The following is a 23,900-nucleotide window of genomic DNA, read 5'->3' as shown; positions in this document are numbered from 1 at the left end:
TGAGCGAAGCACTCCCCGTACGTCTCGCGTGCTGCTGGAAGAAAGCACCTCCCACTTCTGTATGGCCGATCGGCCACCGAGCTTCATCCGTTCGGCGGTGAACATCACTCGCTCGGTGGACCGCGAGCAAGTTTGCCATCGCCGTCACGGAATGCATAGGAGTCGTGACATCCATAGGGGAGTGATCAATGTGGTAGGGGTGTCCGCCCCGTCGCTGACGTCCACTGTCCTTGGGTCGCCCGCTGGTCAGGGGGTCGTGATTAGGGGTTGGCCGTGCTCGGCCGCCCGCTATAGCTTGATCGGGCCGAGGCCGTCTGAGCTGCGCGTTCAGGCCTTCCCCGCCTCGGGATCGGGCCGGCCCACGCCCCCGGCGGCAGTGACTCCGGTCGATACAAGCGAAGAGAGGGACGGCACGTGAGTCTGGATGGAACCTGGCAGCTGACGCTGTCGAGCCCGATGGGCGACAACTACGCCACCGCCGATTTCGTCACCGACGCCGGCGAGGTCGGCGGCAAGTACACCGGCCTCGGCACCACGGAGGACATCGTGGAGGGCTCCCTCGTCGGTGATCGCGTCCGCTGGACCGTCTACCGCAAGCAGCCGATCGAGTGGGCCACTCGCTTCGACATGACCCTGCAGGGTGCCGACGCGATGACCGGCGAGGTCGAGGTCGGCACGTTCGGCTCCTACAAGGTGACCGGCGAACGGCGGTAGCCGGAGAGAGAAACGGGACAATGACGGCAGATGCCAACGTCGAACTGTGGGTTCGGCGCTTTCACCGCTCTGGCGACGCCGCGGTTCGCCTGATCGCATTTCCCCACGCGGGCGCCTCGGCGAGCTACTTCTTCCCGATGTCGGAGTCCCTGGCGCCGACCATCGAATGCGGGGTCGTGCAGTACCCGGCCCGGCAGGACCGGCGCCTCGACCCGCCGATCGACGACCTGATGGTGCTGGCCGAGCGGGTCACCGAGGCGGTGCGCCCTCTCGCCGACCGCCCGCTCGCGCTCTTCGGGCACAGCATGGGCGCCGCTCTGGCCTTCGAGGTGGCGCTGCGGCTCGAGGCGGACGGGGTGCGCCCCAGCATGCTCTTCGCCTCCGGCCGGCGATCACCGACCCGGTCCCGCGAGGACGAGAATGTGCACCGGCTCGACGACGCCGGGGTGGTCCGGGAACTGCGCAAGCTGAGCGGTACCGACACCCGCTTCCTGGACGACCGGGAGTTGCTCGCGATGATCCTGCCGGCCGTCCGCAGTGACTACACCGCGATCGAGCGGTACCGGATGGTGCCGGGATCCCGGGTCGCCGCCCCGATCACCGTGCTCACCGGCGACAGCGATCCCAAGACCAGCATCGCCGACGCCGAGGCGTGGGAGGACGTCACCACCGGCCCCTTCGCCATGCACGTGTTCCGCGGCGGGCACTTCTTCCTGGCCGACCGCCGGTCCGAAGTGATCAACACGATCACCGACGCGCTGTTGCCCCTGATCACGGGCGTCCGGAGCTCTTGGAGACAGCAATGACGGGATCTCGAACCGGCGGGCATGCCGTCGTCCTGGGAGCCAGCCTGGCCGGCGTCCTCGCGGCGGCCGTGCTGGCCCGCCACTACGGGGCCGTCACGGTCGTCGACCGCGACGACCTGCCCCCGGAGCCGCGGCCGCGCACCGGTCTACCGCAGGCCCGCCATGTGCACCAGCTGTGGTCGAGCGGCGGCCGGGCCATCGACCGGATTTTGCCCGGCATGACCGCCGAGCTGTTCGCGGCCGGGGCGAGGCGCATCGGCATCCCGCGACAGCACGTGTCGCTGACCGCCTTCGGCTGGCAGCACCGCTTCCCGGAATCGCAATACATGATCTCCTGTGGCCGGCCGTTGCTCGACCATCTGGTGCGGCGCCGCGCCCTGGCCGGCGAGCGCGTCACCCTGCGCGGCGGCACGCAGGCGGTCGGCGTGACCGGCGACGCCCGGCGGGTGACCGGGGTGCGGCTCCGGTCGGTCGCCGACGGAAGCACGAGCGAGCTGCCGGCCGACCTCGTGGTGGACACCACGGGCCGGGCGTCGGTCATGCGCCGCTGGCTGGCCGGGCTCGGTGCCGGCGAAACCCCCGAGGACGTCGTGGACAGCGGGATCACCTACGCCACCCGCACCTTCCGGATGCCGGACTGGGCGGGCGACGACTTCCCCGGGGTCAGCATCCACGCCGATCACCGTGATGGGCAGCCGGGCCGCAACGGGCAGCTGCTGCCGATCGACGGCGGCCGCTGGATCGTCACGCTCTCCGGTACGCGCGGCGGCGAGCCGCCCGCCGGCGACGACGACTTCCTCCGATTCGCCGGCACCCTCCGGGATCCGATCATCGCCGAGCTCGTGGCGGCGGCCGAACCGCTGACCTCGGTCCAGCGGTCGCGCAGCACGGCGAACCGGCGGCTCTACTACGAGGCGCTCCCGCAGTGGCCGGACGGTCTGGTGGTGCTCGGCGACGCGGTGGCCGCGTTCAACCCGGTCTACGGCCATGGCATGGTTGCGGCCGCCCGTGGCGCCGGCGTGCTCGAGGCCGAGCTGCGCCGTGGCGGCGAACCGGGCGAGTTCGCCCGGCGTGTCATGCGAGGCGTGGCCGCCGTCGTCGACGAGCCGTGGACCCTGGCGACCTCACAGGACATCTGCTTCCCGGACTGCCGCACGGTCAGCCGGGACCCGCGCCTGAACCGGCACGCGGGGACACGGCAGAGGTTCGCCGACCTGGTCGGCGCGACGGCCACCCGCCAGCCGGTGGTGAGCGCCGCGGTGGTCGAGGTGACCACCCTGTCGTCCTCGTCGGAGTGCCTGGGCGCGCCCGAGGTGGTGGCCGCGCTGCGCTCCGGGCCCACGCACCCGGAGCTCCGCGAACCGCCCTTCACCCCGGAGGAGCGGGCACGCCTGCGCCGCTCGGGCCGCGGCCGGCCGCTCGCGGCGACCACGTGAGGCGTAGCGATCACCAACGGCGAGGGCGACGGCGGATGCCGTCGCCCTCTGTCGCGTTCCTGGCCTTGTTCCGCCCGGGCCCGGCGGGTGCCGGGCCCGGGCGGGCCGTGTCAGCCGGCTTTGTGGCCGGCCATGATGAGGCAGCCGACGCTGGCGGAGGGGCCCAGCGGAGCGGCGACCGCCTGCAGAACGTTCACCACTCCCGGGCCGAACTGCTCGACGATCTCGTCGGTGCCGCGGGTGATGCCCTCGGCCATGGCCGCGTACGTGCGGTTGGTGTGGGCACTGACGTCGGTCAGCTCATCGATCTCGACGCCGGCGGCGGCCGTCAGCGCCGGATAGTCGGAGTAGCGCGGTAGCGCCTGGGTCTCGAAGCCGGCGTCGGCGGCGCTGCCGTCCGAGTCATCGAGCTTGATGAGGTCGGTCAGGGCGATGCGTCCGCCCGGCTTGAGGACGCGGGACATCTCCCGCAGGGCGGGGAGCCGGGGCATGTGGCAGATGGATTCGAACGCGAGCACGGCGTCGAAGGAGCCGTCCTCGAACGGCAACTCCAGCGCGTTGGCCGGGCGGAACGAGACCCGGCCGGCGAGACCCTCGGCGGCGGCGCGGGCGTTGCCCTCGTCCACCTGCTGCTGGTTGATCGAGATGCCGACCACCGAGGCGCCGGTCTTCTGGGCGAGGCGGACGGCCGGCTTGCCGATGCCGCAGCCCACGTCGAGCACGCGCGCGCCGGGTCCCACCGGCAGTTTGCCGATCATGATGTCGGTGAACCGATCGGTCGCCACGGCCACGGAACTGTCGTCGGTGTCGTCGAGCCAGTAGCCGAAGTGGAAGTTGTCGTCCCAGTACTTGCGCAGCAGCGAGTTGTAGACGTCATAGAAATCGGAAACCTGGTCGGGGGTGGTGCCCGGCGTTTGTGTCGTCACGTTCTCTCCTAGCCGACAATGGTGAAACGTCAGTTCTCCAGGTCAGCACGATATTGGCCGTCCGGTCACCCGGGCAATGGTGTGCCATCGGACTGCAAGGCGATTGCAAGAAAGGCTTCGCTCCTCTCACAAGGCGTTTGCAAGGGGCGGCTGCATAAGCTTTTCGCGCATCTTGATCGCGGTGCGGAATCAATAAGCGACGAGGGAGTCTCATGGCCGACAAAGTCCAGCCCGTGGATGACCCGCGGCGGCCGCTGCTGAACGGCGTGGCCGCCTTCGAAATCTCCACCGATGCGCCGGAGGCCGTCGAGCATTTCTATGGAGAACTGTTCGGCTGGGTCTTCTCGCCCGGGCACGGAAATCCGTACAGCATCATTCGTACGCCGTCCGAGAAGTCCGCGTACGGCGGCCTGTGGGACAACCGGGTGAACGAGAAGGCGTTCAACTGGGCGATCATCTGCATCCAGGTCGAGGACGTCGAACAGGCCTGCGCCAAGGCGGTCGAGGCCGGCGGCAAAGTCGTTTCCCCGCCGGAGAAGTCGACCGGCCCGGACGGCACGATCTTCGCCCATCTGCACGACCCCTCCGGCAATCAGATCGGCATTTTCTCGCGGCCGGTGCAGACGCCGCCGAGCTGATCCGCGTCGCGCCGTCACCGTGACGGCGGGCAGTGGTCGACCTAGCGCAGGAGGAAGCGTGTCGGCACCAGGAACCCGGCCGGCGGCGGAGCGCACCGGTGATGACATCGATCGAGCCATCGCGGTCGTCGGCATGTCGTGCCGGCTGCCGGGCGCCGACAACCCGGACGCGTTCTGGCAGTTGCTGCGCGCGGGGCGAGACGCGCTCGGCACGCCGTGGCCGGACCGCGGTGAGGCCGCCGCGGGTGTCGGGGAGGCGGCCCGCCGGGGCGGGTTCCTCGAGGACGTCGCCGGGTTCGACGCGGCGTTCTTCGGCATCGCGCCCCGCGAGGCCGCGGTCATGGATCCGCAGCAGCGCCTCGCCCTGGAACTCGCGTGGGAGGCGATGGAGTCGGCCGGTGCCGTGCCCGCTCGGCTACGTGGCACCCGCACCGGCGTCTTCGCCGGCGCCATGTGGGACGACTACGCCGCGCTGGCGTACCGGGACGGCGTCGAGCCCACGCCGAACTCCCTGACCGGCGGCCACCGCGGGATGATCGCGAACCGGCTGTCCTTCTCGTTCGGCCTGACCGGGCCCAGCCTGGTGGCCGACACCGGGCAGTCGTCGTCGCTGGTCGCGGTGCACCTCGCGATGCGCAGCCTGCGGGCCGGCGAGTGCGAGGCCGCGCTCGTCGTCGCGGTCAATCTCAACCTGCTGCCGGAGCGGGTGCTCAGCACCGAACGATTCGGCGGCCTGTCGCCCGACGGCGTCTGCCACACCTTCGACGCGGCGGCCAACGGCTACGCCCGCGGCGAGGGCGGCGTCTGCCTGCTGCTCAAACCGCTGAGCCGGGCGCTGGCCGACGGGGACCGGGTGGTCGGCGTGCTGCGCGGCAGCGCCGTGAACAACGACGGCGGCGGCCGGTCGCTGACCGACCCCGACGCGCGGGCCCAGGCGGCCGTGCTGCACGAGGCGTACCGGGACGCCGGTGTGGATCCGGCGGCGGTGCGGTACGTCGAGCTGCACGGCACCGGGACCCGCGCCGGTGACCCGGTGGAGGCGGCCGCACTGGGCGAGGCGGCCGGCGCGGCCGACGGGCGTACCGAGCCGCTGCAGGTCGGCTCGGTCAAGACCAACATCGGGCATCTGGAGGCGGCCGCGGGCCTGGCCGGCCTGCTCAAGGTTCTGCTCTGCGTCGATCGCGGCGAACTGGTCGCCGGTCTGAACTTCCGTGCCGCTCCCGAGGACATCCCGCTGGACCGGCTCAACCTGCGCGTGCGGACCGAGGCGGGGCCGTGGCCCGAGGGACCGCGCCTGGCCGGAGTGAGCGCGTGGGGGATGGGCGGCACGAACTGTCACGTGGTCGTCGCCGGACCTCCGTCCTGGCCGGCCGGCGAGCAGGCGGAGCCCGGAGAGCCGGCGGCACCGTTCGTGCTGAGCGCCCGGGACCCGCAGGCGCTGCGGGAGACGGCCGGGCGGCTGGCCGAGCGGCTGGCCGACGGGCCGGACGGGGTCGCCTCGGCGCTGGTGCGCACCCGGACCGCCTTCGCGCATCGCGCCGTGCTCCTCACCGGGCCGGCCGAGCTGCGAGCCCAGCTCGGCCTGCTGGCCGAGGGAGAGCCGGCGCCCGGCGCGGTCACCGGGGTGGCGACCGAGCGGGGCGGCACGGTCTTCGTCTTCCCCGGCCAGGGCGCACAGTGGGACGGCATGGCCGGCGAGCTGTACCGGACGTCGCGGGCCTTCCGGGAGAGCATCGACCAGTCGGCGAGCGCCCTCGGGCCGTACGTGGACTGGTCGCTGCTCGACGTGGTGACCGGGGCGCCGGGCGCGGCTTCGCTCGACCGGGTGGACGTCGTGCAGCCGGTGCTGTTCGCCGTGATGGTCGGCCTCGCCGCGCTCTGGCGCGAGCTGGGCGTCCACCCGGACGCGGTCGCCGGGCACTCGCAGGGCGAGATCGCGGCCGCGTACGTCGCCGGGGCCCTCGACCTGGACGACGCGGCTCGGATCGTCGCCCTGCGCAGCCGTGCCCTGCGCGAGCTGGCCGGCACCGGCGGCATGGTCTCGGTGGCGCTGGGCGCCGAGGAGGTGGACGGGTGGCTGGCCCGGCTCGCCGCCGGCGGTGTCGAGGTCGCGGCGGTCAACGGGCCGGCCGCGACGGTGGTCTCGGGCGAGCGGGCCGGCCTGGAACGGCTGGTGACCGCGCTGACCGAGGCCGGCGTGCGGGCACGATGGATCCAGGTGGACTACGCGTCGCACGCGGCGGGCGTCGAGCCGCTGGCCGGGCCGCTGACCGCCGCGCTGGCCGGGATCCGGCCGCGCTCGGCCACGACCGCCTTCTACTCCACCGTCACCGGCGAGCGGATCGACACCACCGCGCTCGGCGCCGACTACTGGTACGGCAACCTGCGACGGCCAGTCCGCTTCGCTCCCGCGGTCCAGCGGTTGATCGCCGAGGGACACCACACGTTCGTCGAGATGAGCCCGCACCCGGTGCTCGTCGGACCGGTGCAGGACACGGCCGACGGCGCGGGCGAGGACGTGGTCACCGTCGGCTCGCTCCGGCGCGGCGAGGGTGGCCTGCGGCGGCTGCTCACCTCGGCCGCTCAGGCGTACGTCCGAGGGCTCGCGGTGGACTGGACGGCGGTGGTGCCGCGGCCGGGCGGGCCGCCGGCGCGACTGCCCACCTACCCGTTCCAGCGCCGGCGCTACTGGCTGGACACGTTCAGCGGGGGCGCCGCCGCACCGGAAGCCGTGCCCGCGAACGACAGCCGATCGCTGCTGCGAACGGTACGGGCCGCGGTCGCCGGCACCCTGGGGTACTCGTCGGCCGACGACATCGACCCGGCTCGCACCTTCAAGGAACTGGGGCTCGACTCCGCGATGGCGGTGGACCTGCGTGGACGGCTCGCCGTCGCGCTCGGCGTCCGCGCCACCCCCGCCATGATCTTCGACCACCCGACGCCGGCCCGGCTCGCCCGGCACCTCGGCGGCGCGACGGCGGCCCCTGAGCCGGAGGAGAGCGTGGCCGCGTCCGGTGAGCCGGTGGCGATCGTCGCCATGGCCTGCCGGTTCCCGGGCGGGGTGGACTCGCCCGAGGCGCTCTGGCGGCTGCTCGCCGAGGAACGCGACGCCATCACGCCGTTCCCCGAGAACCGCGGCTGGGACCTCGGCGCGCTCTTCGACCCGGACCCCGACCGGCCCGGCACCACGTACGCCCGGGCCGGCGGCTTCCTGCACGACGCCGACCGGTTCGACGCCGGCCTCTTCGGGATCTCGGCCCGGGAGGCGCTGGCCATGGACCCGCAGCAGCGGCTGCTGCTGCAGACCGGCTGGGAGGCGCTCGAACGGGCCGGCATCGCCGCCGAGGAGCTGCGCGGCACCCGGACCGGGGTCTTCATGGGCGTCATGAGCCAGCAGTACGGCCCGCGGCTCAGCGAGGCACCGCCCGAGCTGGGCGGGCACCTGCTCACCGGCGGCTCGGTCAGCGTCGCGTCCGGGCGCCTCGCGTACGTGCTCGGCCTGGAGGGGCCCGCGCTCACGGTCGACACCGCCTGCTCCTCGTCGCTGGTCGCCATGCATCTGGCGCGGGCCTCGCTGCTCGCCGGCGAGTGCACGACGGCGCTGGTGGGCGGGGCTTGCGTGATGACCGATCCGGGGCTGTTCACCGAGTTCAGCCGCCAGCGGGGACTCGCGCCGGACGGACGGTGCAAGCCGTTCGCCGCCGCCGCGGACGGCACCGCGTGGGCCGAGGGCGCGGCCGTCCTGGTGCTGGAACGACTCTCCGAGGCGCGGCGCAAGGGCCATCCGGTGCTGGCGTTGCTGCGCGGGTCGGCGGTCAACTCCGACGGTGCCAGCAACGGGCTGGCCGCGCCGAACGGGCCGGCCCAGCAGCGGGTGATCCGCCAGGCCCTCGCGTCGGCGGGACTGCGACCGGCCGATGTGGACGCGGTCGAGGCGCACGGCACCGGCACCCGGCTCGGCGACCCGATCGAGGCCGGGGCGCTGCTCGCCACCTACGGCGCCCAACGGCCCGCCGACCGGCCCCTGTGGCTCGGATCGATCAAGTCGAACATCGGGCACGCCCAGGCTGCGGCCGGCATGGCCGGTGTGATCAAGATGGTGATGGCGATGCGCCACGGGACGCTGCCGGCGACGCTGCACGTCGACGAGCCGACACCGTTCGCCGACTGGACCGGCGGCGCCGTGCGGCTGCTGACCGCGGCGCGGCCGTGGCCGGCGCCGGACCACCCGCGCCGGGCCGGGGTGTCCTCGTTCGGCATCTCCGGCACGAACGCCCACGTCGTCCTCGAGCACGCGGAGCCGGAGCAGGAGCAGGAGCCGGAGCAGGAGCCCGAGCCCGAGCCGGGCGTCGTGCCCTGGCCGCTGTCGGCGAACGATCCGGCGGCCCTGACCGACCACGCGAGGCGTCTCGCCGGCGCCGTGGCCGGACTCAACCCCCGCGACGTGGCCGCCACCCTGGCGCGTCGCACTGCCCTGGCTTACCGGGCTGTCGTCACGGGCCGCGACGAGGCCGAGCTGACCGGCCGGCTCGAGGCGCTGGCCGCGGGCGGCACACCGGCCGGAGTGGCCGTGGGCACGGTCGCCGAGCAGGGCCGCGTCGTCTTCGTCTTTCCCGGTCAGGGCACCCAGTGGCAGGGCATGGCCGTGCGGCTGCTGGCCGAGTCGGAGCCGTTCGCCCGGCAGATCGCCGCGTGCGAGCGCGCGCTTCGGCCGCACGTCGACTGGTCGCTCACCGCGGTGCTCCGGGGTGAGCCCGGCGCCCCGCCGCCGGAGCGGGTCGACGTGGTCCAGCCGGCCCTGTTCGCGGTGATGGTCGCGCTCGCCGAGCTGTGGCGCACGGCCGGCGTGACACCGGACGCGGTGGCCGGGCATTCCCAGGGCGAGATCGCCGCGGCGTACGTGGCGGGCGCCCTGAGCCTGGAGGACGCGGCCCGGGTCGTGGCCCTGCGGGGCAAGGCGCTCCGCTCGATCGCCGGCTCCGGCGCGATGGCCTCGATCGGCCTGCCGGCGGCCGAGGTGGCGGACCGGCTGGGCGACGGCGGGCCGGCCGTCGCGGCCTTGAACGGTCCCACCAGCACCGTGGTCGCCGGGGACGCCGGTGCCGTACGGCAGCTGGTCGAAGATCTCACGGCCGAGGGGGTGCGCGCCCGCCTCATCCCGGTCGACTACGCCTCGCACAGCGCCGGTGTCGAGCCGCTGCGCGACCTCCTGCACCAGGAGCTCGCGTCGATCGAGCCCCGCTCGGCGCCGATCACGTTCCTGTCGACCGTCACCGCCGAGGCCGTCGACACGTCCCGGCTGGACGCCGGCTACTGGTACCGCAACCTGCGCGAGCCGGTCCGCTTCCAGCCGGCCGTGTCGGCCCTGCACGAGGACGGGCACACGGTGTTCGTCGAAGTCAGCCCCCATCCGGTCCTCGTCTACGGCATCCAGGAGACGCTCGACGAGGTGGGCCGCGGCCTGGCCGTCGGAACTCTCCGCCGCGACGAGGGCGGCCTGGAGAGGTTCCTCGCCTCGGCGGGCGAGCTGTACGTGGCCGGCGTACCGGTCGACTGGTCCGCCTTCGGGGCGGGCGGGCGCCGGGTCGACCTGCCCACCTATCCGTTCCGGACCGACTCGTACTGGCTGACCGCTCCCGGTCGCGACGATCCGGCCCGCCTCGGCCTGGACCGGGCCGCGCATCCCCTGCTCGGCGCCGAGGTCGACCTGCCCGACGGCGGCCGCCTGCACACCGGGCGCCTGGGCCTCGACGCGCACCCGTGGCTGGCCGGCCATCACATCCTCGGCACGGCCATGCTGCCGGCGGCCGCCTTCGTGGACCTGGTGGACTCGGTCACCCACGGCCGCATCGAGGAGCTGACGCTCGAGGCGCCGCTGCGGCTGCGGCCGGGTGCGACGGTCGCCCTGCAAGCCGGCGTCGGCGCGCCCGACGAGACCGGCCGCCGCACCGTCGTCGTGCGGTCGCGTGACGGCTCGTCCTGGACGCGGCACGGCACCGCCGTGGTCACCGCCGAGCGGCCACCGGAGCCCGGCGTCCCGGCCGGGGCGTGGCCGCCGGAGGGGGCGCGGGAGGTCGACCTCGAAGCCGAGTACGGCGCGCTGGCCGAGGCCGGTTTCCCCTACGCCGGCGCCTTCCGCGGCGTGCGGCGGGCGTGGGCGGGCGACGCCATGATCTGCGCCGAGGTCGAGCTCGACGACGACCGGCGGAGTGATGCGCCGGGTTACGGCCTGCATCCGGCGCTGCTGGACGCGGCCGCGCAGACGGTCCTGCTCGGCGGTGGCACACCGGCGTTGCCGTTCGCCTGGACCGACGTGGTGCTGTACCGCCCGGGCGCGACCGTCCTGCGGGTCCGGGCCACCCGCCTGGCCGCGGACCGCTTCTCGCTGCTGCTCACCGATCCGGCGGACCGCCCGGTGGCCGTCGCCGGCTCGCTGCTGATGCGCCCGCCCGCCGCCGGCGGCACACTGCTGCATCGGCTCGACTGGGTGGAGGCGCCCGCGGGCGCACCGGCCGGGCCGCCCGGGGTGGTGCTGCGGGGCCCGGATCGGTACGGGCTCGCCGGCGCCCTCGGCGAGCCGCCGGCCGCCCCGGAGGCCGCGACCGTGCTGTTCTGCCCCGACCCGTGCGTCGACGAGGGCACCGTGGCCGAGCGGACGCTGACGGCGACCCACCGGCTCCTCGACGTGGTGCAGGAGTGGCTGGGCGAGGACCGGCAGCCGCCGGCGCGGTTGGTGATCGTCACCTCCGGAGCCGTGGACGGGCCGATCGACCCCGTCCAGGCGGCGATGTGGGGCCTGATCCGGACCGCTCGCACCGAACACCCCGGCGCGTTCGCCCTGCTCGACGTGGACGGGCCGGTGCCGGCCGAGACGCTGCGGGCGGCGCTGGCGGTGCCGGGCGGGCAGGCGGCCGTCCGCGGCGGCCGCGTCCGGGTGCCGCGGCTGAACCCGGTTACCGGGGACGATCTGCCGCCGGTTCCCGACGGGCCCTGGCGCCTGGAGAACCCGGTCCGGGGCACCTTGGACACCCTGCGGCCGGTGCCGTGCCCCGAGGCCGCGGCGCCGCTCGCGGAGCACGAGATCCGGGTCGCCGTCCGGGCCGCCGGGATGAACTTCCGCGACGTCCTCAACGCGCTCGGGCTCTACCCGGGCGAGGCGGGAGCGCTGGGCCTGGAGGGCGCGGGGGTCGTGCTGGAGACCGGCGCCGGGGTGCGCGGGCTGAGGGCCGGCGACCGGGTGATGGGCCTCATGCGCGGCTCCTACGGGCCGACCGTGGTGACCGACCACCGGCTGGTGGTGCCGATCCCGGCCGGCTGGTCCTTCGGCACGGCCGCGAGCGTTCCGGTGGCCTACCTGACCGCCTACCACGCCCTGGTCGGCCTGGCGGCGCTGCGGCCCGGAGAGTCGTTGCTGGTGCACGCGGCCGCCGGTGGGGTCGGCACCGCCGCGGTCCAGCTCGGCCTCCATCTCGGCGCGCGGGTGTACGGCACCGCCGCCCCCGCCAAGTGGCCCGCCCTGCGCGCCGCCGGCCTGCCCGAGGAACGGATCGCCTCGTCCCGGGACCTCGGCTTCGAGGACCGCCTGCGCGCGGCGGCCGGTCCGGCCGGCATCGACGTGGTGCTCAACGCGCTGGCCGGCGACTTCGTCGACGCCTCGCTGCGGCTGCTCGCACCGGGCGGCCGGTTCGTGGAGATGGGCAAGACCGACCCGCGCGACCCGGCGCAGGTGGCCGAGCAGCACCGTGGCGTCCACTACGCGGCCTTCGATCTCACCGAACTGCCGCCGGAGGAGATCCAGCGGATGCTGCGCGCGGTGCTCGACCTGTTCGCCGAGGGTGGACTGCGCCCGCCCCCGGTCCGTTTCGCCGACGTGCGCCGCGCGCCGGAGCTGTTCCGGTCGCTCAGCCAGGGCGGCCCGGGCGGCAAGCTGGTGCTCACCGTGCCGGCTCGGCCCGGCCGCCACGGGACGGTCCTGGTCACCGGCGGCACCGGCGGGCTGGGCCTGGTGACGGCGCGGCACCTGGCCGTCGAGCACGGGCTGCGCCGGTTGCTGCTGCTGAGCCGGTCCGGGGCCGCGGGCGAGGGCGCCGCCGCGACGATCGCCGAACTCACCGCGGCCGGTGTCGACGTGGACGTGGTCGCGTGCGACGTCGCCGACCGTGCGAGCCTGGCCCGGGCGCTCGCCCGGATCCCGGCCGAGCATCCGCTCACCGCCGTGGTGCACGCGGCCGGTGTGCTCGACGACGCCGTGGTCACGGCCCAGGACCGCGACCGCCTGGCCGCCGTGATGGCGCCGAAGACTCGGGCCGCCTGGCACCTGCACGAGCTGACCCAGGATCTGGACCTGGCCGAGTTCGTGCTCTTCTCGTCGGTGGTCGGCGTGCTCGGCGGAGCCGGGCAGGCCAACTACGCCGCCGCCAACGCCTCCCTGGACGCCCTGGCCTCGGTGCGGCGCGCACAGGGCCGGCCGGCCCGGTCGCTCGCCTGGGGCCTCTGGGCCGAGGCGAGCGGGATGACCGGCCGGATGACCGATCGTGACCGCGAACGGATGCGGCAGGCGGGCGTGGCGCCGATGAGCACGGCCGCCGGGCTCGCCGCGTACGACCTGGCCCGGGACCGCGACGAGGCGGTCCTGGTGGCCGCCCGGCTGGACCGGGCGCCGGCGCCGCCCGCGGCCACCCCGTCGCGGCCGGAGCCGGACCTGGCCGGCCGGCTGCGGGCCATGTCCACCGTGGAGCGCGGCGACTACCTGGTCGGCCTCGTCCGCGAGCACGCCGCCGCGGTGCTGGGCCGGGGCGGCCGGGAGACGGTCACGCCCGGCCAGTCGTTCCGGGCTCTCGGCTTCGACTCGCTGACCTCGGTGGAGCTGCGCAACCGGCTGAGCCGGGCGGCGGGGCTGCGCCTACCGGCCTCCGCGGTGTTCGACTTCCCCACCCTGGAGCGACTGGCCGGCCGGATCGGCGAGCTGCTGATCCCACCGCGCCCGTCTCCGCCCCCGTCCCCGCCGCCCGCCGCGGGCGACGGCGCGCCGGCCGGCGACATCGACGAGATGGACGCCGAGGCGCTGATTGTGATGGCACTGAGCGCGAACCCGGAATCGGAGCACCGATGACCGCATCGACCGACCAGCTCGTCGCCGCCCTCCGCTCGGCTCTCAAGGACGCCGAGGCCCTGCGCAAGGAGAACCGGCGGCTCACCACCGAGGCGGCCGAGCCGGTCGCGATCGTCGGCATGGCCTGCCGGTACCCCGGCGGCGCGGACACCCCGGAGAAGCTGTGGGACCTGGTGGCCGGCGAGGTCGACGCGATCCGCGGCTTCCCGGCCGACCGCGGCTGGGACCTCGGCGAGCTCTACGACCCCGACCCCGCGGCCACCGGCACCTGCTACGTCCGCGAGGGCGGCTTTCTCGACGGCGCGGGCGAGTTCGACGCCGGCTTCTTCGGCCTGGGACCGCGCGAGGCCGCGGCCATGGATCCGCAGCAGCGGCTGCTGCTGGAGGTGGCCTGGGAGACGGTGGAGCGGGCCGGCATCGACCCGCACTCGCTGGACGGCAGCCGCACCGGTGTCTTCGTCGGCGCCATCGCACAGGACTACGCGCCGAGCGCCCTGGTGCCGCCGGAGGCGGAGGGCCACGTGCTCACCGGCACCACCACCAGCGTCGCCTCCGGCCGGCTGGCCTACGCGCTCGGCCTGCGGGGCCCGGCGCTCACCGTGGACACCGCCTGCTCGTCCTCTCTGGTGGCGCTGCACCTGGCGATCCGGTCGCTGCGGGCCGGTGAGTGCACGATGGCGCTGGCCGGCGGGGCGACCGTGATGGCCACGCCCGGTCTGCTCGTCGAGTTCAGCCGGCAGCGCGGTCTCGCGCCGGACGCGCGCTGCAAGGCGTTCGGCGCCGGCGCGGACGGCACGTCGCTGGGCGAGGGCGCCGGTCTGCTGTTGCTGGAGCGGCTCTCTGACGCTCGCCGTAACGGCCACCCCGTGCTCGCCGTCGTGCGCGGCTCGGCGGTCAACTCCGACGGCGCCAGCAACGGGCTGACCGCGCCGAACGGGCCCGCGCAGGAGCGGGTGATCCACGACGCCCTCGCCTCCGCCGGGCTCACCGTCGCCGACGTGGACTTGCTCGAGGCCCACGGCACCGGCACCGCGCTCGGCGACCCGATCGAGGCGCAGGCGCTGCTGGCCACCTACGGGCAGCGGGAGACCGGCGCCGGGCCGCTGTGGCTCGGCTCGATCAAGTCGAACATCGGGCATGCGCAGGCCGCGGCCGGGGTGGCCGGCGTGATCAAACTGGTGCTGGCGATGCGGCACGGCGTCATGCCGCGCACGCTGCACGCCGACGAGCCGTCCGGCCACGTGGACTGGTCGGCGGGCGCCGTCTCGCTGCTGCGGAGCGCGCGGCCCTGGCCGCCGGCCGGCTCCCGGCCGCGCCGCGCCGCCGTGTCGTCGTTCGGCATCAGCGGCACGAACGCGCATCTGATCCTGCAGGAGGCGCCCGACGAGGAGCCCGTCCCGCCATGCTCGCCGCTGCTGGCCGGGCCGCCCGCGTTCGTGCTGTCGGCGAAGGACCCGGCCGTGCTGCCCGCGCAGGCGGCCCGGCTGTCGCGGGTGCTCGACCGGGCCGACCCGGCCGACGTGAGTCACTCGCTGGCGAGGGGCCGGTCGGCGTTGCGGCACCGCGCCGTCGTGCTCGGCGGCGACCGGGACGCCCTCGACCGGCTCGCCGCCGGGGAGACCGGCCCGATGATCGTCACCGGCACGGCGCCCGAACCGGGCCGGGTGGCCGTGCTCTTCACCGGTCAGGGCAGCCAGCGGGCCGGCATGGCGGACGAGCTGTACCGGGCCGCGCCGGCCTTCGCCGCCGCCTTCGACGAGATCACCACCCACCTGGACGAGCACCTGGAGCGCCCCGTCCGGGAGCTGCTGCGCACCGGTGACCTCGAGCGCACGGCGGACGCCCAGCCGGCGCTCTTCGCGGTCGAGGTCGCGCTCTTCCGGTTCCTGGAGAGCGCCGGGATGACCGCGCACTATCTGCTCGGCCACTCGATCGGCGAGCTGTCCGCCGCGTGCGCGGCCGGAGTCTTCTCGCCCGCCGACGCGGTCCGGCTGGTGGCCGCCCGCGGGGCGCTGATGCAGTCGATGCCGGCGGGCGGGGCCATGCTGGCCGTCGAGGCGGGCGAGCGGGAGGTCGTGGACGCCCTGGCCGGGCTGGGCGAGGCGGTGGATCTGGCCGCGGTCAACGGGCCCCGCGCGGTGGTGGTCTCCGGCGACGCCGCCGCGATCGACCGGCTGGACCGGATCTGGGCGGGCGAGGGCCGGCGGACCCGGCGCCTGCGGGTCAGCCACGCCTTCCACTCCCGGCACATGGACGGCATGCTGGCCGAGTTCCGCCGGGTGGCCGGGACGGTGTCGCCGCGCGAGCCGCGGATCCCGGTCGTCTCCAACCTCACCGGCCGTCCGCTCACCGCCGAGCAGGCGAGCTCACCGGACTACTGGGTGCGGCAGGTGCGCGAGACCGTCCGGTTCGCCGAGGGCGTGCGCTGGCTGGACGGTCAGGGCGTCACCGCGTACGTCGAGGCCGGGCCCGACGGGACGCTCGCCGCCGCGGTGCGCGACTGCGTGCCCGAGGGCCCGGCGATGGTCTCGCTGCTGCGCCGTGACCGTCCCGAGGTCGCCACGGTCGGCGACGCGCTGGCCCGGGCCTGGGTGGCGGGCGCGGACGTGGACTGGGCGGCGCTCGGCGGCGGCCGCCGGATCGACCTGCCGACCTATCCGTTTCGTCGCCGGCACCACTGGCTGCCGGCTCGGCCCGCCTCGGCGAGCGCGGAGGGACTGGGCCTGGGCGCCGTGCGGCATCCCCTGCTCGGCGCCGCCGTGCCGTTGCCGGACTCCGGCGGCCGGGTCTTCACCGGCCGGGTGTCGCGGGCGGCGCAGCCGTGGCTCGAGGACCACGTCGTGCACGGCGCCACCGTGCTGCCCGGCACGGTCTGGGTCGAGCTGGCCGCCCAGGCGGCGCGCCGGTGCGGGCTCGGCGAGGTGTCCGAGCTGACCCTGCACGAGCCGTTGCTGATCGGCGCGGACGACGTCGCGATCCAGGTCGCGGTGGGCCCGGCCGCGGCGGACGGCGGTTGCCCGGTCACCGTGCACGCCCGGCCCGCCGGCGGGCCCGACGATCGGCCGTGGACGAGGCACGCCTCCGGGGTGCTCGGCGTGGCCACGCCGCCGCCCGCCACCGGATGGGCCGCCGTGTGGCCGCCGGCCGGGGCCGAACCGGTGGACCTGACCGACCGTTACACCGGCCTGGACGCGGCCGGTCTCACCTACGGCCCCGCCTTCCGCGGGCTGAGCGCGGCGTGGCGGCGCGGGCCGGAGGTCTTCGCCGAGGTGGAGCTCGACCCGGCACTGCATGCCGACGCGAGCGCTTTCGCCGTGCATCCGGCGCTGCTCGACGCCGCCCTGCACGCCGTCGGGCTGGCCGCGGACATGGACGACCTGACGGGCCGGCCCGTGCTGCCCTTCTCGTGGACCGGGGTCGACCTGGACGGCGCCGGCCGGACCGGTCTGCGTGTCCGGGTGTCGACGCTCGGCGCCGACCGGGTGCGGGTGGACGCGGCCGACGAGGCGGGCCGGCCGGTGGCGACCATCGGCTCGCTGTCGCTGCGCCCGGTCTCCGCCGAGCGCTTCGCCGGCACGGGATCCGGGGCCCTCTACCGTACGGAGTGGACGCCGGTCACCGATCCGGCCGCCGAGGGCGAGGCGGTGTTCGTCGACTTTCCCGGCGCCGGGGATCCGGCGCGGGCCGCCCGGTGGGCGCTGGCGCGGGTGCGGCCCTGGCTCGAGGAGGGCACCGGCCGCCTGGTGATCGTCCTCCGCGGCGCCGCCTCCCTCGAGGCGGCGGCCGTGCGGGGTGTGCTGCGGTCGGCCGAGACCGAGCACCCCGGCCGGTTCGGGCTGCTCGACCTCGACGACGGCGCCGAGACTCCCGTGGTCGATCGGGCCGAACTGGCCGTCCGGGACGGCGTGGTGCTCGAACCACGGCTGGCCGCCCTGCCCGCGCCGGCCGGCGGCGACGCCGTGCCGTTCGGGCCGGACGGCACGGTACTGGTCACCGGGGGCACCGGCGCGCTCGGCCGGCTGATCGCCCGCCACCTGGTGACCCGGTGGGGCGTACGGCATCTCGTGCTCACCGGCCGTCGCGGCCCGGCCGCCGAAGGAGCCGGCGAGCTCGTCGCCGAGCTGAGCGCGGCCGGGGCCGAGGTGCGGGTCGTGGCCGGCGACGTCGCCGACCCCGCCGGGCTGGCCGAGGTGCTGGCGCGGATCTCCCCCGCCGCGCCGCTGCGCGGGATCGTCCACGCGGCCGGCGTCCTCGGCGACGCCCCGGTGCGCGAGCTGACCGGTGACCGGATGGACGAGGTGCTGGCGGCCAAGGCCGGCGGGGCGCTCCTGCTCGACGAGTTGACCCGGGGCGCCGAGCTGACCGCCTTCGTGCTGTTCTCCTCCGTGGCGGGCATCCTGGGCACCGCCGGACAGGCGGCCTACGCGGCGGCCAACGCGGTGCTCGACGAGCTGGCCGTGCGGCGCCGCGCGGCCGGTCTCGTGGCCACCTCCCTCGCCTGGGGGCCATGGGACGTCGAGGACGGCATGGTGGGTGGCCTGGCCGGCGCCGACCGGCGGCGGCTCGCCGGTCTCGGCCTGGCACCGCTCGCCCCGGCCGAGGCGCTGGAGCTGTTCGACGCCGCCTGCCGCACCGCCGAGCCGGTCTGCGTGCCGCTGCGGCTCGACCACCGCGCCCGGGCTGTCCCGCCCGTGTTGCGGGGCCTGCTCGGTGACCGCCGGCCACCCGTCCCGGCCGCCGGTAACGGGGTCGTGCGGCGGCTGCGCGACATGTCCGGCGAGGACCGCGAGGCGTACCTGCTGGACCTGGTGCGGGCCCGGGTCGCCGCGGTGCTCGGCCATTCCGGTGCGGACGCCGTGCCGGCCGACCGGACCTTCAAGGAGCTCGGTTTCGACTCGCTCAGCGCGGTCGAGCTGCGCGACGGCCTGGCGGCGGCGACGGGTGCCCGCCTGCCCGCCGGCCTCGTCTTCGACCACCCCACGCCGCGGGCGGTCACCCGGGCCGTCCTCGAGACGCTGGCCCCGCCTCCCGCCGCCGGCCTCGCCACGGCGCCCGCCCGCCCGGTGGACGAGCCGGTCGCGGTGGTCGGCATGGCCTGCCGCTATCCCGGCGGGGTGACCACCCCGGAGCAGCTGTGGCGCCTGGTCGACGGCGGCGTCGACGCCGTGAGCGACTTCCCGGCCGACCGCGGCTGGGATCTGGCGGCCCTCTACCACCCGGACCCCGAGCACCCCGGCACGTCGTACACCCGGCACGGCGGTTTCCTGCACGACGCCGCCGCCTTCGACGCCGCCTTCTTCGGCATCTCCCCCCGCGAGGCGCTGGCCATGGATCCGCAGCACCGGCTGCTGCTGGAGACCGCCTGGGAGGCGTTCGAGCACGCCGGCATCGACCCGGACGCGATGCGCGGCAGCGACACCGGCGTCTTCGCCGGTGTCATGTACCACGACTACGGCACCCGGCCCCAGGACGCACCGGAGTCGCTCGGCGGCTACCTGCTGACCGGTACCGCCGGCAGCGTCATGTCCGGCCGGATCGCGTACTCGTTCGGCTTCGAGGGGCCCGCGGTCTCCGTCGACACCGCCTGCTCCTCCTCGCTGGTCGCCCTGCACCTGGCCGCCCGGTCGCTGCGCTCGGGCGAATGCTCGCTGGCGCTCGCCGGCGGCGCCACGGTGATGGCCACCCCGGACACGTTCGTCGAGTTCAGCCGCCAGCGCGGGCTGGCTCCCGACGGCCGCTGCAAACCCTATGCGGCCGAGGCGGACGGCACGGGCTGGTCGGAGGGCGCGGGGATGCTGGTGCTGGAGCGGTTGTCCGACGCCCTCCGGCACGGCCACCCGGTGCTCGCCGTCGTCCGCGGCTCCGCGGTCAACTCGGACGGCGCCAGCAACGGCCTCACCGCACCGAACGGCCCGGCCCAGCAGCGGGTGATCCGGCGTGCCCTGGACGGCGCCGGGCTGGCACCGGCCGATGTCGACGTCGTGGAGGGACACGGCACCGGCACCCGGCTCGGCGACCCGATCGAGGCCGAGGCGCTGATCGCCGTCTACGGCCGGGAGCGCGGTCCGGAGCGGCCGCTGTGGCTCGGGTCGATCAAGTCGAACATCGGGCACACCCAGGCCGCGGCCGGCGTGGCCGGCGTGATCAAGATGGTCGAGGCGCTGCGGCACGAGCGGCTCCCGCGCACCCTGCACGCCGGCCGGCCGACGCCGGAGGTGGACTGGGACTCCGGCGGCGTGCGGCTGCTCGACGAGGCCGAGGCCTGGCCGGCCGGCCCGCGGCCGCGCCGCGCCGCCGTCTCCTCCTTCGGGATCAGCGGCACGAACGCCCACGTCATTCTCGAGGAGGCGCCCGCCGCGCCGCCCGCGCCGGCCCGGCCGGCCGTACCGCCGGCGGCGCTGGCCTGGCCCCTCTCGGCGCGTGACCCCGGGGCGTTGCGCGAGCAGGCGCGCCGGCTGCACGACTTCCTGCGGCGCCACCCGGAGATCGCGGCCGGGGACGTCGCCCGCACCCTCGGCGTGCACCGGGCCGCGCTGGCCGAACGAGCGGTCGTCGTCGGCCCCGACCGCGAGGCGCTGCTCGACGATCTCGCGGCGTTCGCGGCCGGGCGCGAGTCGCCGCACGTCGTCCACGGCACCGCCGACGGCGCCCGGCGGCCGGTGTTCGTCTTCCCCGGCCAGGGATCGCAGTGGGCCGGCATGGCGGTCCGGATGCTCGCCGAGTCCGAGCCCTTCGCGCGCGAGATGGCCGCCTGCGAGCAGGCTCTCGCGCCGTACCTGGACTGGTCGCTGCTGGACGTGCTGCGCGAGGCGGACGGCGCGCCCGCCCTCGATCGGGTCGACGTGGTGCAGCCGGTGCTGTTCGCGGTGATGGTCTCGCTCGCCGCGGCCTGGCGGTGGGCCGGAGTGGAACCGGCCGCCGTCGTGGGGCACTCGCAGGGCGAGATCGCCGCGGCGTACGTGGCCGGCGCGCTGTCCCTGGCCGACGCGGCGCGGATCGTGGCGTTGCGCAGCTCCGCGCTGCGCCGGATCGCCGGGCGGGGCGGGATGGCCTCGGTGGCGCTGCCCGCCGAGGAGGTGACGGCGCGGCTGGAGCCGTACGGCGGACGGCTCTGCGTCGCGGCGTACAACGGCCCGGCCGCGGTGGTGGTGGCGGGCGACGCCGACGCCCTGGACGACCTGATCGCCGTGATGACCGCGGAGCAGGTGCGGGTGCGGCGGATCGCCGTCGACTACGCCTCGCACTCCCCGCACGTCAGCGCGATCCGGGACGAACTGCTGGAGCTGCTGGAACCGGTCACCCCGCGCACGCCGGCCGTGCCCATGTACTCCACTGTCACGAGCCGGCCCCTCGAGGAGGGCGAGGTCCACGCCGCGTACTGGTACGAGAACCTGCGCCGCCCGGTCCGGTTCGCGCCGGTGATCGAGCAGCTCGCGGAGCGCGGCTTCGATACGTACGTCGAGGTCAGCCCGCATCCCGTGCTCCTGACCGCCGTACGCCAGGTGGTCGAGACGGCTCTGCCCGACCCGGCCGTGGTGGCGACCATGAAGCGTGGCGACTGCGGCGCCCGGCGCATGGCCCTGGCCGTCGCCGAGGCCGCGGTGCGCGGCGCCGAGGTGAACTGGGCGCGCCTGTCGCCCGGCGAGCGGATCAGCCTGCCGCTCTACCCCTTCCAACGCGAGCGGTTCTGGCTGGTGCCCGGGTCCGGCCGGTCCCGGGGCGAGCACCCGCTGCTTCCCGTCGCCGTTCCCGATCCGGAAAGCGGCCAGTGGACGCTGGTGGGCGACGTCTCGGTGCGGCGCCACCCCTGGCTGGCGGACCACACCGTCGGCGGCGTGCCGGTGCTGCCCGGCACCGTGGTCGCCGAGATGGCCCTGCACGCGGCCGAGCGGATCGGCCCGGCGTCCGTGGACGAACTGGTCCTGCACGTCCCGGTGCCGTTGACCGGCGACATCGAGGTGCAACTGCGGGCCGGCGCCGAGAACGACGGCCGCCGCGCGCTGCGGTTCTTCTTCCGCCCGGCCGGCGGCGAGGAGCCATGGTCGTCCTTCGCCGACGGCTGGCTCGCGGCCGCGCCGGCCACGGAATCCGCCGCTCTCCCGGCGGGCGCCTGGCCCCCGGCCGGCTCCGCACCGGTCGGTGTCACCGATCTCTATGCGCGGATCGCCGAGGCCGGCGTCGGGTACGGCCCGGTCTTCCAGGGTGTACGGCGGGTCTGGCGGGCCGGCGCCGACGTGTACGCCGAGGTAGGGCTCCCCGAGACGGCAGTGGCCGACCGGTGGAGCGGCCCGCATCCGGCGCTGCTGGACGCGGTGCTGCAGGTGCGGGAGGCGGCGTGGCCACACACCGGCGATCAGGTCCTGATGCCGTTCTCGTGGCAGGGGCTGCGGACGTTCGCGACGACGGCGACCAGCTTGCGGGTACGGATGTCCCCGGCCGGCGACGACGCCGTGGCGCTGGCCGTGACCGATTCCGACGGTCGTCCGGTGCTCGCCGCCGAGTCGTACGTCGCCCGGCCGGCCCGTGCCGGCCGCGTCGCCGGCGCCGGCCGCCTGTACCGACCGGCATGGGTGCCCGCCGAGGCCGGCGCCGCCCCGGCACCGGAGATCGAGGTGCTGACGGCGACCGGCGCCGGCGATGTCCACGCCGCCGTATCGGACGTCCTGAAGGCCGTGCGGGCCTGGTTGTCCGCCGACCGGGGTGCGGCGACCCTCGTCGTGACCGTCCCGGACGATGACGACCCGGCCGGGCACGCGGTCCGTGGCCTGATCCGCACCGCTCAGGCCGAGCATCCGGGCCGCCTCGTGCTGCTGGTGACCGAGAACGGGCGGGCCGGCGAGTCCGAGGCCCGGGCGGCCGTGGCCACCGGCGAGCCGCAAGTGGCCCTGCGCCACGGCGAGCTGCACACCTTCCGGCTGACTCCGCTGCCCCCGCGGGCCGCCGGGGAACTCGGCTGGCGGCCCGGCGGCACGGTGCTCGTCACCGGCGCCGGCGGCGGCCTCGCCCCGCTGGTGGCCCGCCACCTCGTGACCCGGCACGGCGTCACGAACCTGGTGCTGGTGAGCCGGCGGGGCCCCGCCGCGCCGGGTACGGCCGAGCTGGTCGCCGAGCTGAGCGGGCTCGGCGCCACCGCGACCGTGCGGGCCTGCGACGTCGGCGACGCCGCGGCGGTCCGTGAGCTGATCGCCGGCATCCCGGCCGGGCATCCCCTCACCGCCGTGGTGCACACCGCGGCCGTCCTCGACGACGGGATCCTCACCGACGTGCGGCCCGAGCAGGTCGACCGCGTCCTGCGGGCCAAGGTGGGCGGCGCCCTCAATCTGCACGAGGCCACCGAAAACCTGGATCTGGCGGCCTTCGTCCTGTTCTCCTCCGCCGCCGGCCTGCTCGGCGGGGCCGGACAGGCCGGATACGCGGCCGCCAACGCCGCCCTCGACGGCCTGGCCCGGCACCGGCACGCCCGAGGGATGCCGGCGCTTTCGCTGGCCTGGGGCCTGTGGGCCGAGCGTGGCGGCATGGCCGGCCGTCTCGGCGACGTCGACCTGCGGCGCGACCACCGCCTCGGGTTCCGCGAGATGACCGCCGAGGACGCACTGCACCTCTTCGACCTCGCGCTCACCGGCACCGATCCCGTGGTGGCGCCGATGAATCTCGACCTCGCCGTCCTCCGCGGCCGGGCCGGCTCCGGGGACATCCCGGCGATCCTGCGGGCGCTCGTGCCGGCCGGGCCCCGGACCGCGCCCGGCGGCCGCGACGCGGAGCTGATCGACCGGCTGGGCGCCCTGGCCGAGGACGAACAGCTGCGCGTCCTGGAGGACCTCGTGCGCCGTCGCGCCGGCGAGGTGCTGGGCATGGACCGCCCCCTGCCGTCCGGCAAGGCCTTCCGCGAGCTCGGCTTCGACTCGCTGACCGCGCTCGAGCTGCGCAACCGGCTCGGGTCGAGCACCGGGCTGCGGCTGCCGGTGACGCTGGTCTTCGACCATCCCACGCCGGGCGCCGTGGCCGCGCGGCTGCGGCGGGAACTGGCCGGCGGCGAGCAGCGGCCGCCCGAGCCGGCCGTGGACGACGCCGAGCTGCGCCGGATCCTCGCGACCGTTCCGCTGGCCGGGCTGCGGGCCGAGGGGCTGCTCGATCCGCTGCTGCGGCTCGCCGCCGCCGGCTCCGTGGCGACGGCGCCCGAGACCGACGCCCTGGCCGACCTCGATCTCGACCAACTGGTCGACATCGCCCTCGACGGCATCGAACCATGACCGACTCACCGGGTGGAG

General features: G+C 75.5%; 7 protein-coding genes. 6 read left to right on the top strand and 1 reads right to left on the bottom strand.

What is annotated here, in order from left to right; all coding sequences use genetic code 11:
* The first annotated feature begins 414 nt into the window (after positions 1-414).
* The 3 genes from AB0C26_RS06890 to AB0C26_RS06880 are packed head-to-tail and all read left to right on the top strand — an operon-like array spanning position 415 to position 2,956.
* Positions 415-714, top strand: coding sequence for a hypothetical protein (locus AB0C26_RS06890; RefSeq protein ID WP_360242669.1), 300 nt, complete (start codon positions 415-417; stop codon positions 712-714).
* 20 nt (positions 715-734) lie between these two features.
* Entirely contained in the window at positions 735-1,520 is a 786-nt protein-coding gene (locus AB0C26_RS06885) for an alpha/beta fold hydrolase (protein ID WP_360242666.1), read from the top strand.
* Positions 1,517-2,956 (top strand): FAD-dependent monooxygenase, encoded by a 1,440-nt coding sequence (locus AB0C26_RS06880; protein WP_360242663.1) that lies wholly within the window; start codon positions 1,517-1,519, stop codon positions 2,954-2,956. The genes AB0C26_RS06885 and AB0C26_RS06880 overlap by 4 nt, the downstream gene beginning before the upstream one ends.
* Positions 2,957-3,066: 110 nt before the next feature.
* Here the strand turns inward: AB0C26_RS06880 and AB0C26_RS06875 are convergent, their stop codons facing one another.
* Positions 3,067-3,882 carry a methyltransferase domain-containing protein gene (locus tag AB0C26_RS06875; protein WP_360242660.1) on the bottom strand — a complete coding sequence of 272 codons (816 nt, stop codon included), beginning with the start codon at positions 3,880-3,882 and terminating at the stop codon, positions 3,067-3,069.
* Positions 3,883-4,115: 233 nt separating this feature from the next.
* On the opposite strand from AB0C26_RS06875, the gene AB0C26_RS06870 reads away from it, so the two are divergent.
* Genes AB0C26_RS06870 through AB0C26_RS06860 form a run of 3 tightly spaced genes read left to right on the top strand, consistent with a single transcriptional unit; the run spans position 4,116 to position 23,882 of the window.
* The gene (locus tag AB0C26_RS06870) at positions 4,116-4,520 is read left to right on the top strand and encodes a VOC family protein (protein ID WP_360242657.1); all 405 of its coding nucleotides are present in this window, start codon (positions 4,116-4,118) and stop codon (positions 4,518-4,520) included.
* A 58-nt stretch (positions 4,521-4,578) separates the two neighbouring features.
* Positions 4,579-13,632, top strand: coding sequence for a type I polyketide synthase (locus AB0C26_RS06865; RefSeq protein ID WP_360242654.1), 9,054 nt, complete (start codon positions 4,579-4,581; stop codon positions 13,630-13,632).
* Positions 13,629-23,882: a type I polyketide synthase gene (locus AB0C26_RS06860; RefSeq protein ID WP_360242651.1), complete on the top strand. Its 10,254-nt coding sequence runs from the start codon at positions 13,629-13,631 to the stop codon at positions 23,880-23,882. Before AB0C26_RS06865 ends, AB0C26_RS06860 begins: the two co-directional genes overlap by 4 nt.
* Positions 23,883-23,900 lie beyond the last annotated feature (18 nt).

It is taken from the genome of Actinoplanes sp. NPDC048796, assembly GCF_040650035.1.
Taxonomy (GTDB): Bacteria; Actinomycetota; Actinomycetes; order Mycobacteriales; family Micromonosporaceae; genus Actinoplanes.
Note: the sequence above shows the minus strand (reverse complement) of the source record. Positions and strands in the feature narration are given on the sequence as shown.

Excerpts from the sequence above, each read along its gene's own strand:
- AB0C26_RS06860 (WP_360242651.1), top strand. The coding sequence starts at position 13,629 with ATGACCGCATCGACCGACCAGCTCGTCGCCGCCCTCCGCTCGGCTCTC.
- AB0C26_RS06880 (WP_360242663.1), top strand. The coding sequence starts at position 1,517 with ATGACGGGATCTCGAACCGGCGGGCATGCCGTCGTCCTGGGAGCCAGC.
- AB0C26_RS06885 (WP_360242666.1), top strand. The coding sequence starts at position 735 with ATGACGGCAGATGCCAACGTCGAACTGTGGGTTCGGCGCTTTCACCGC.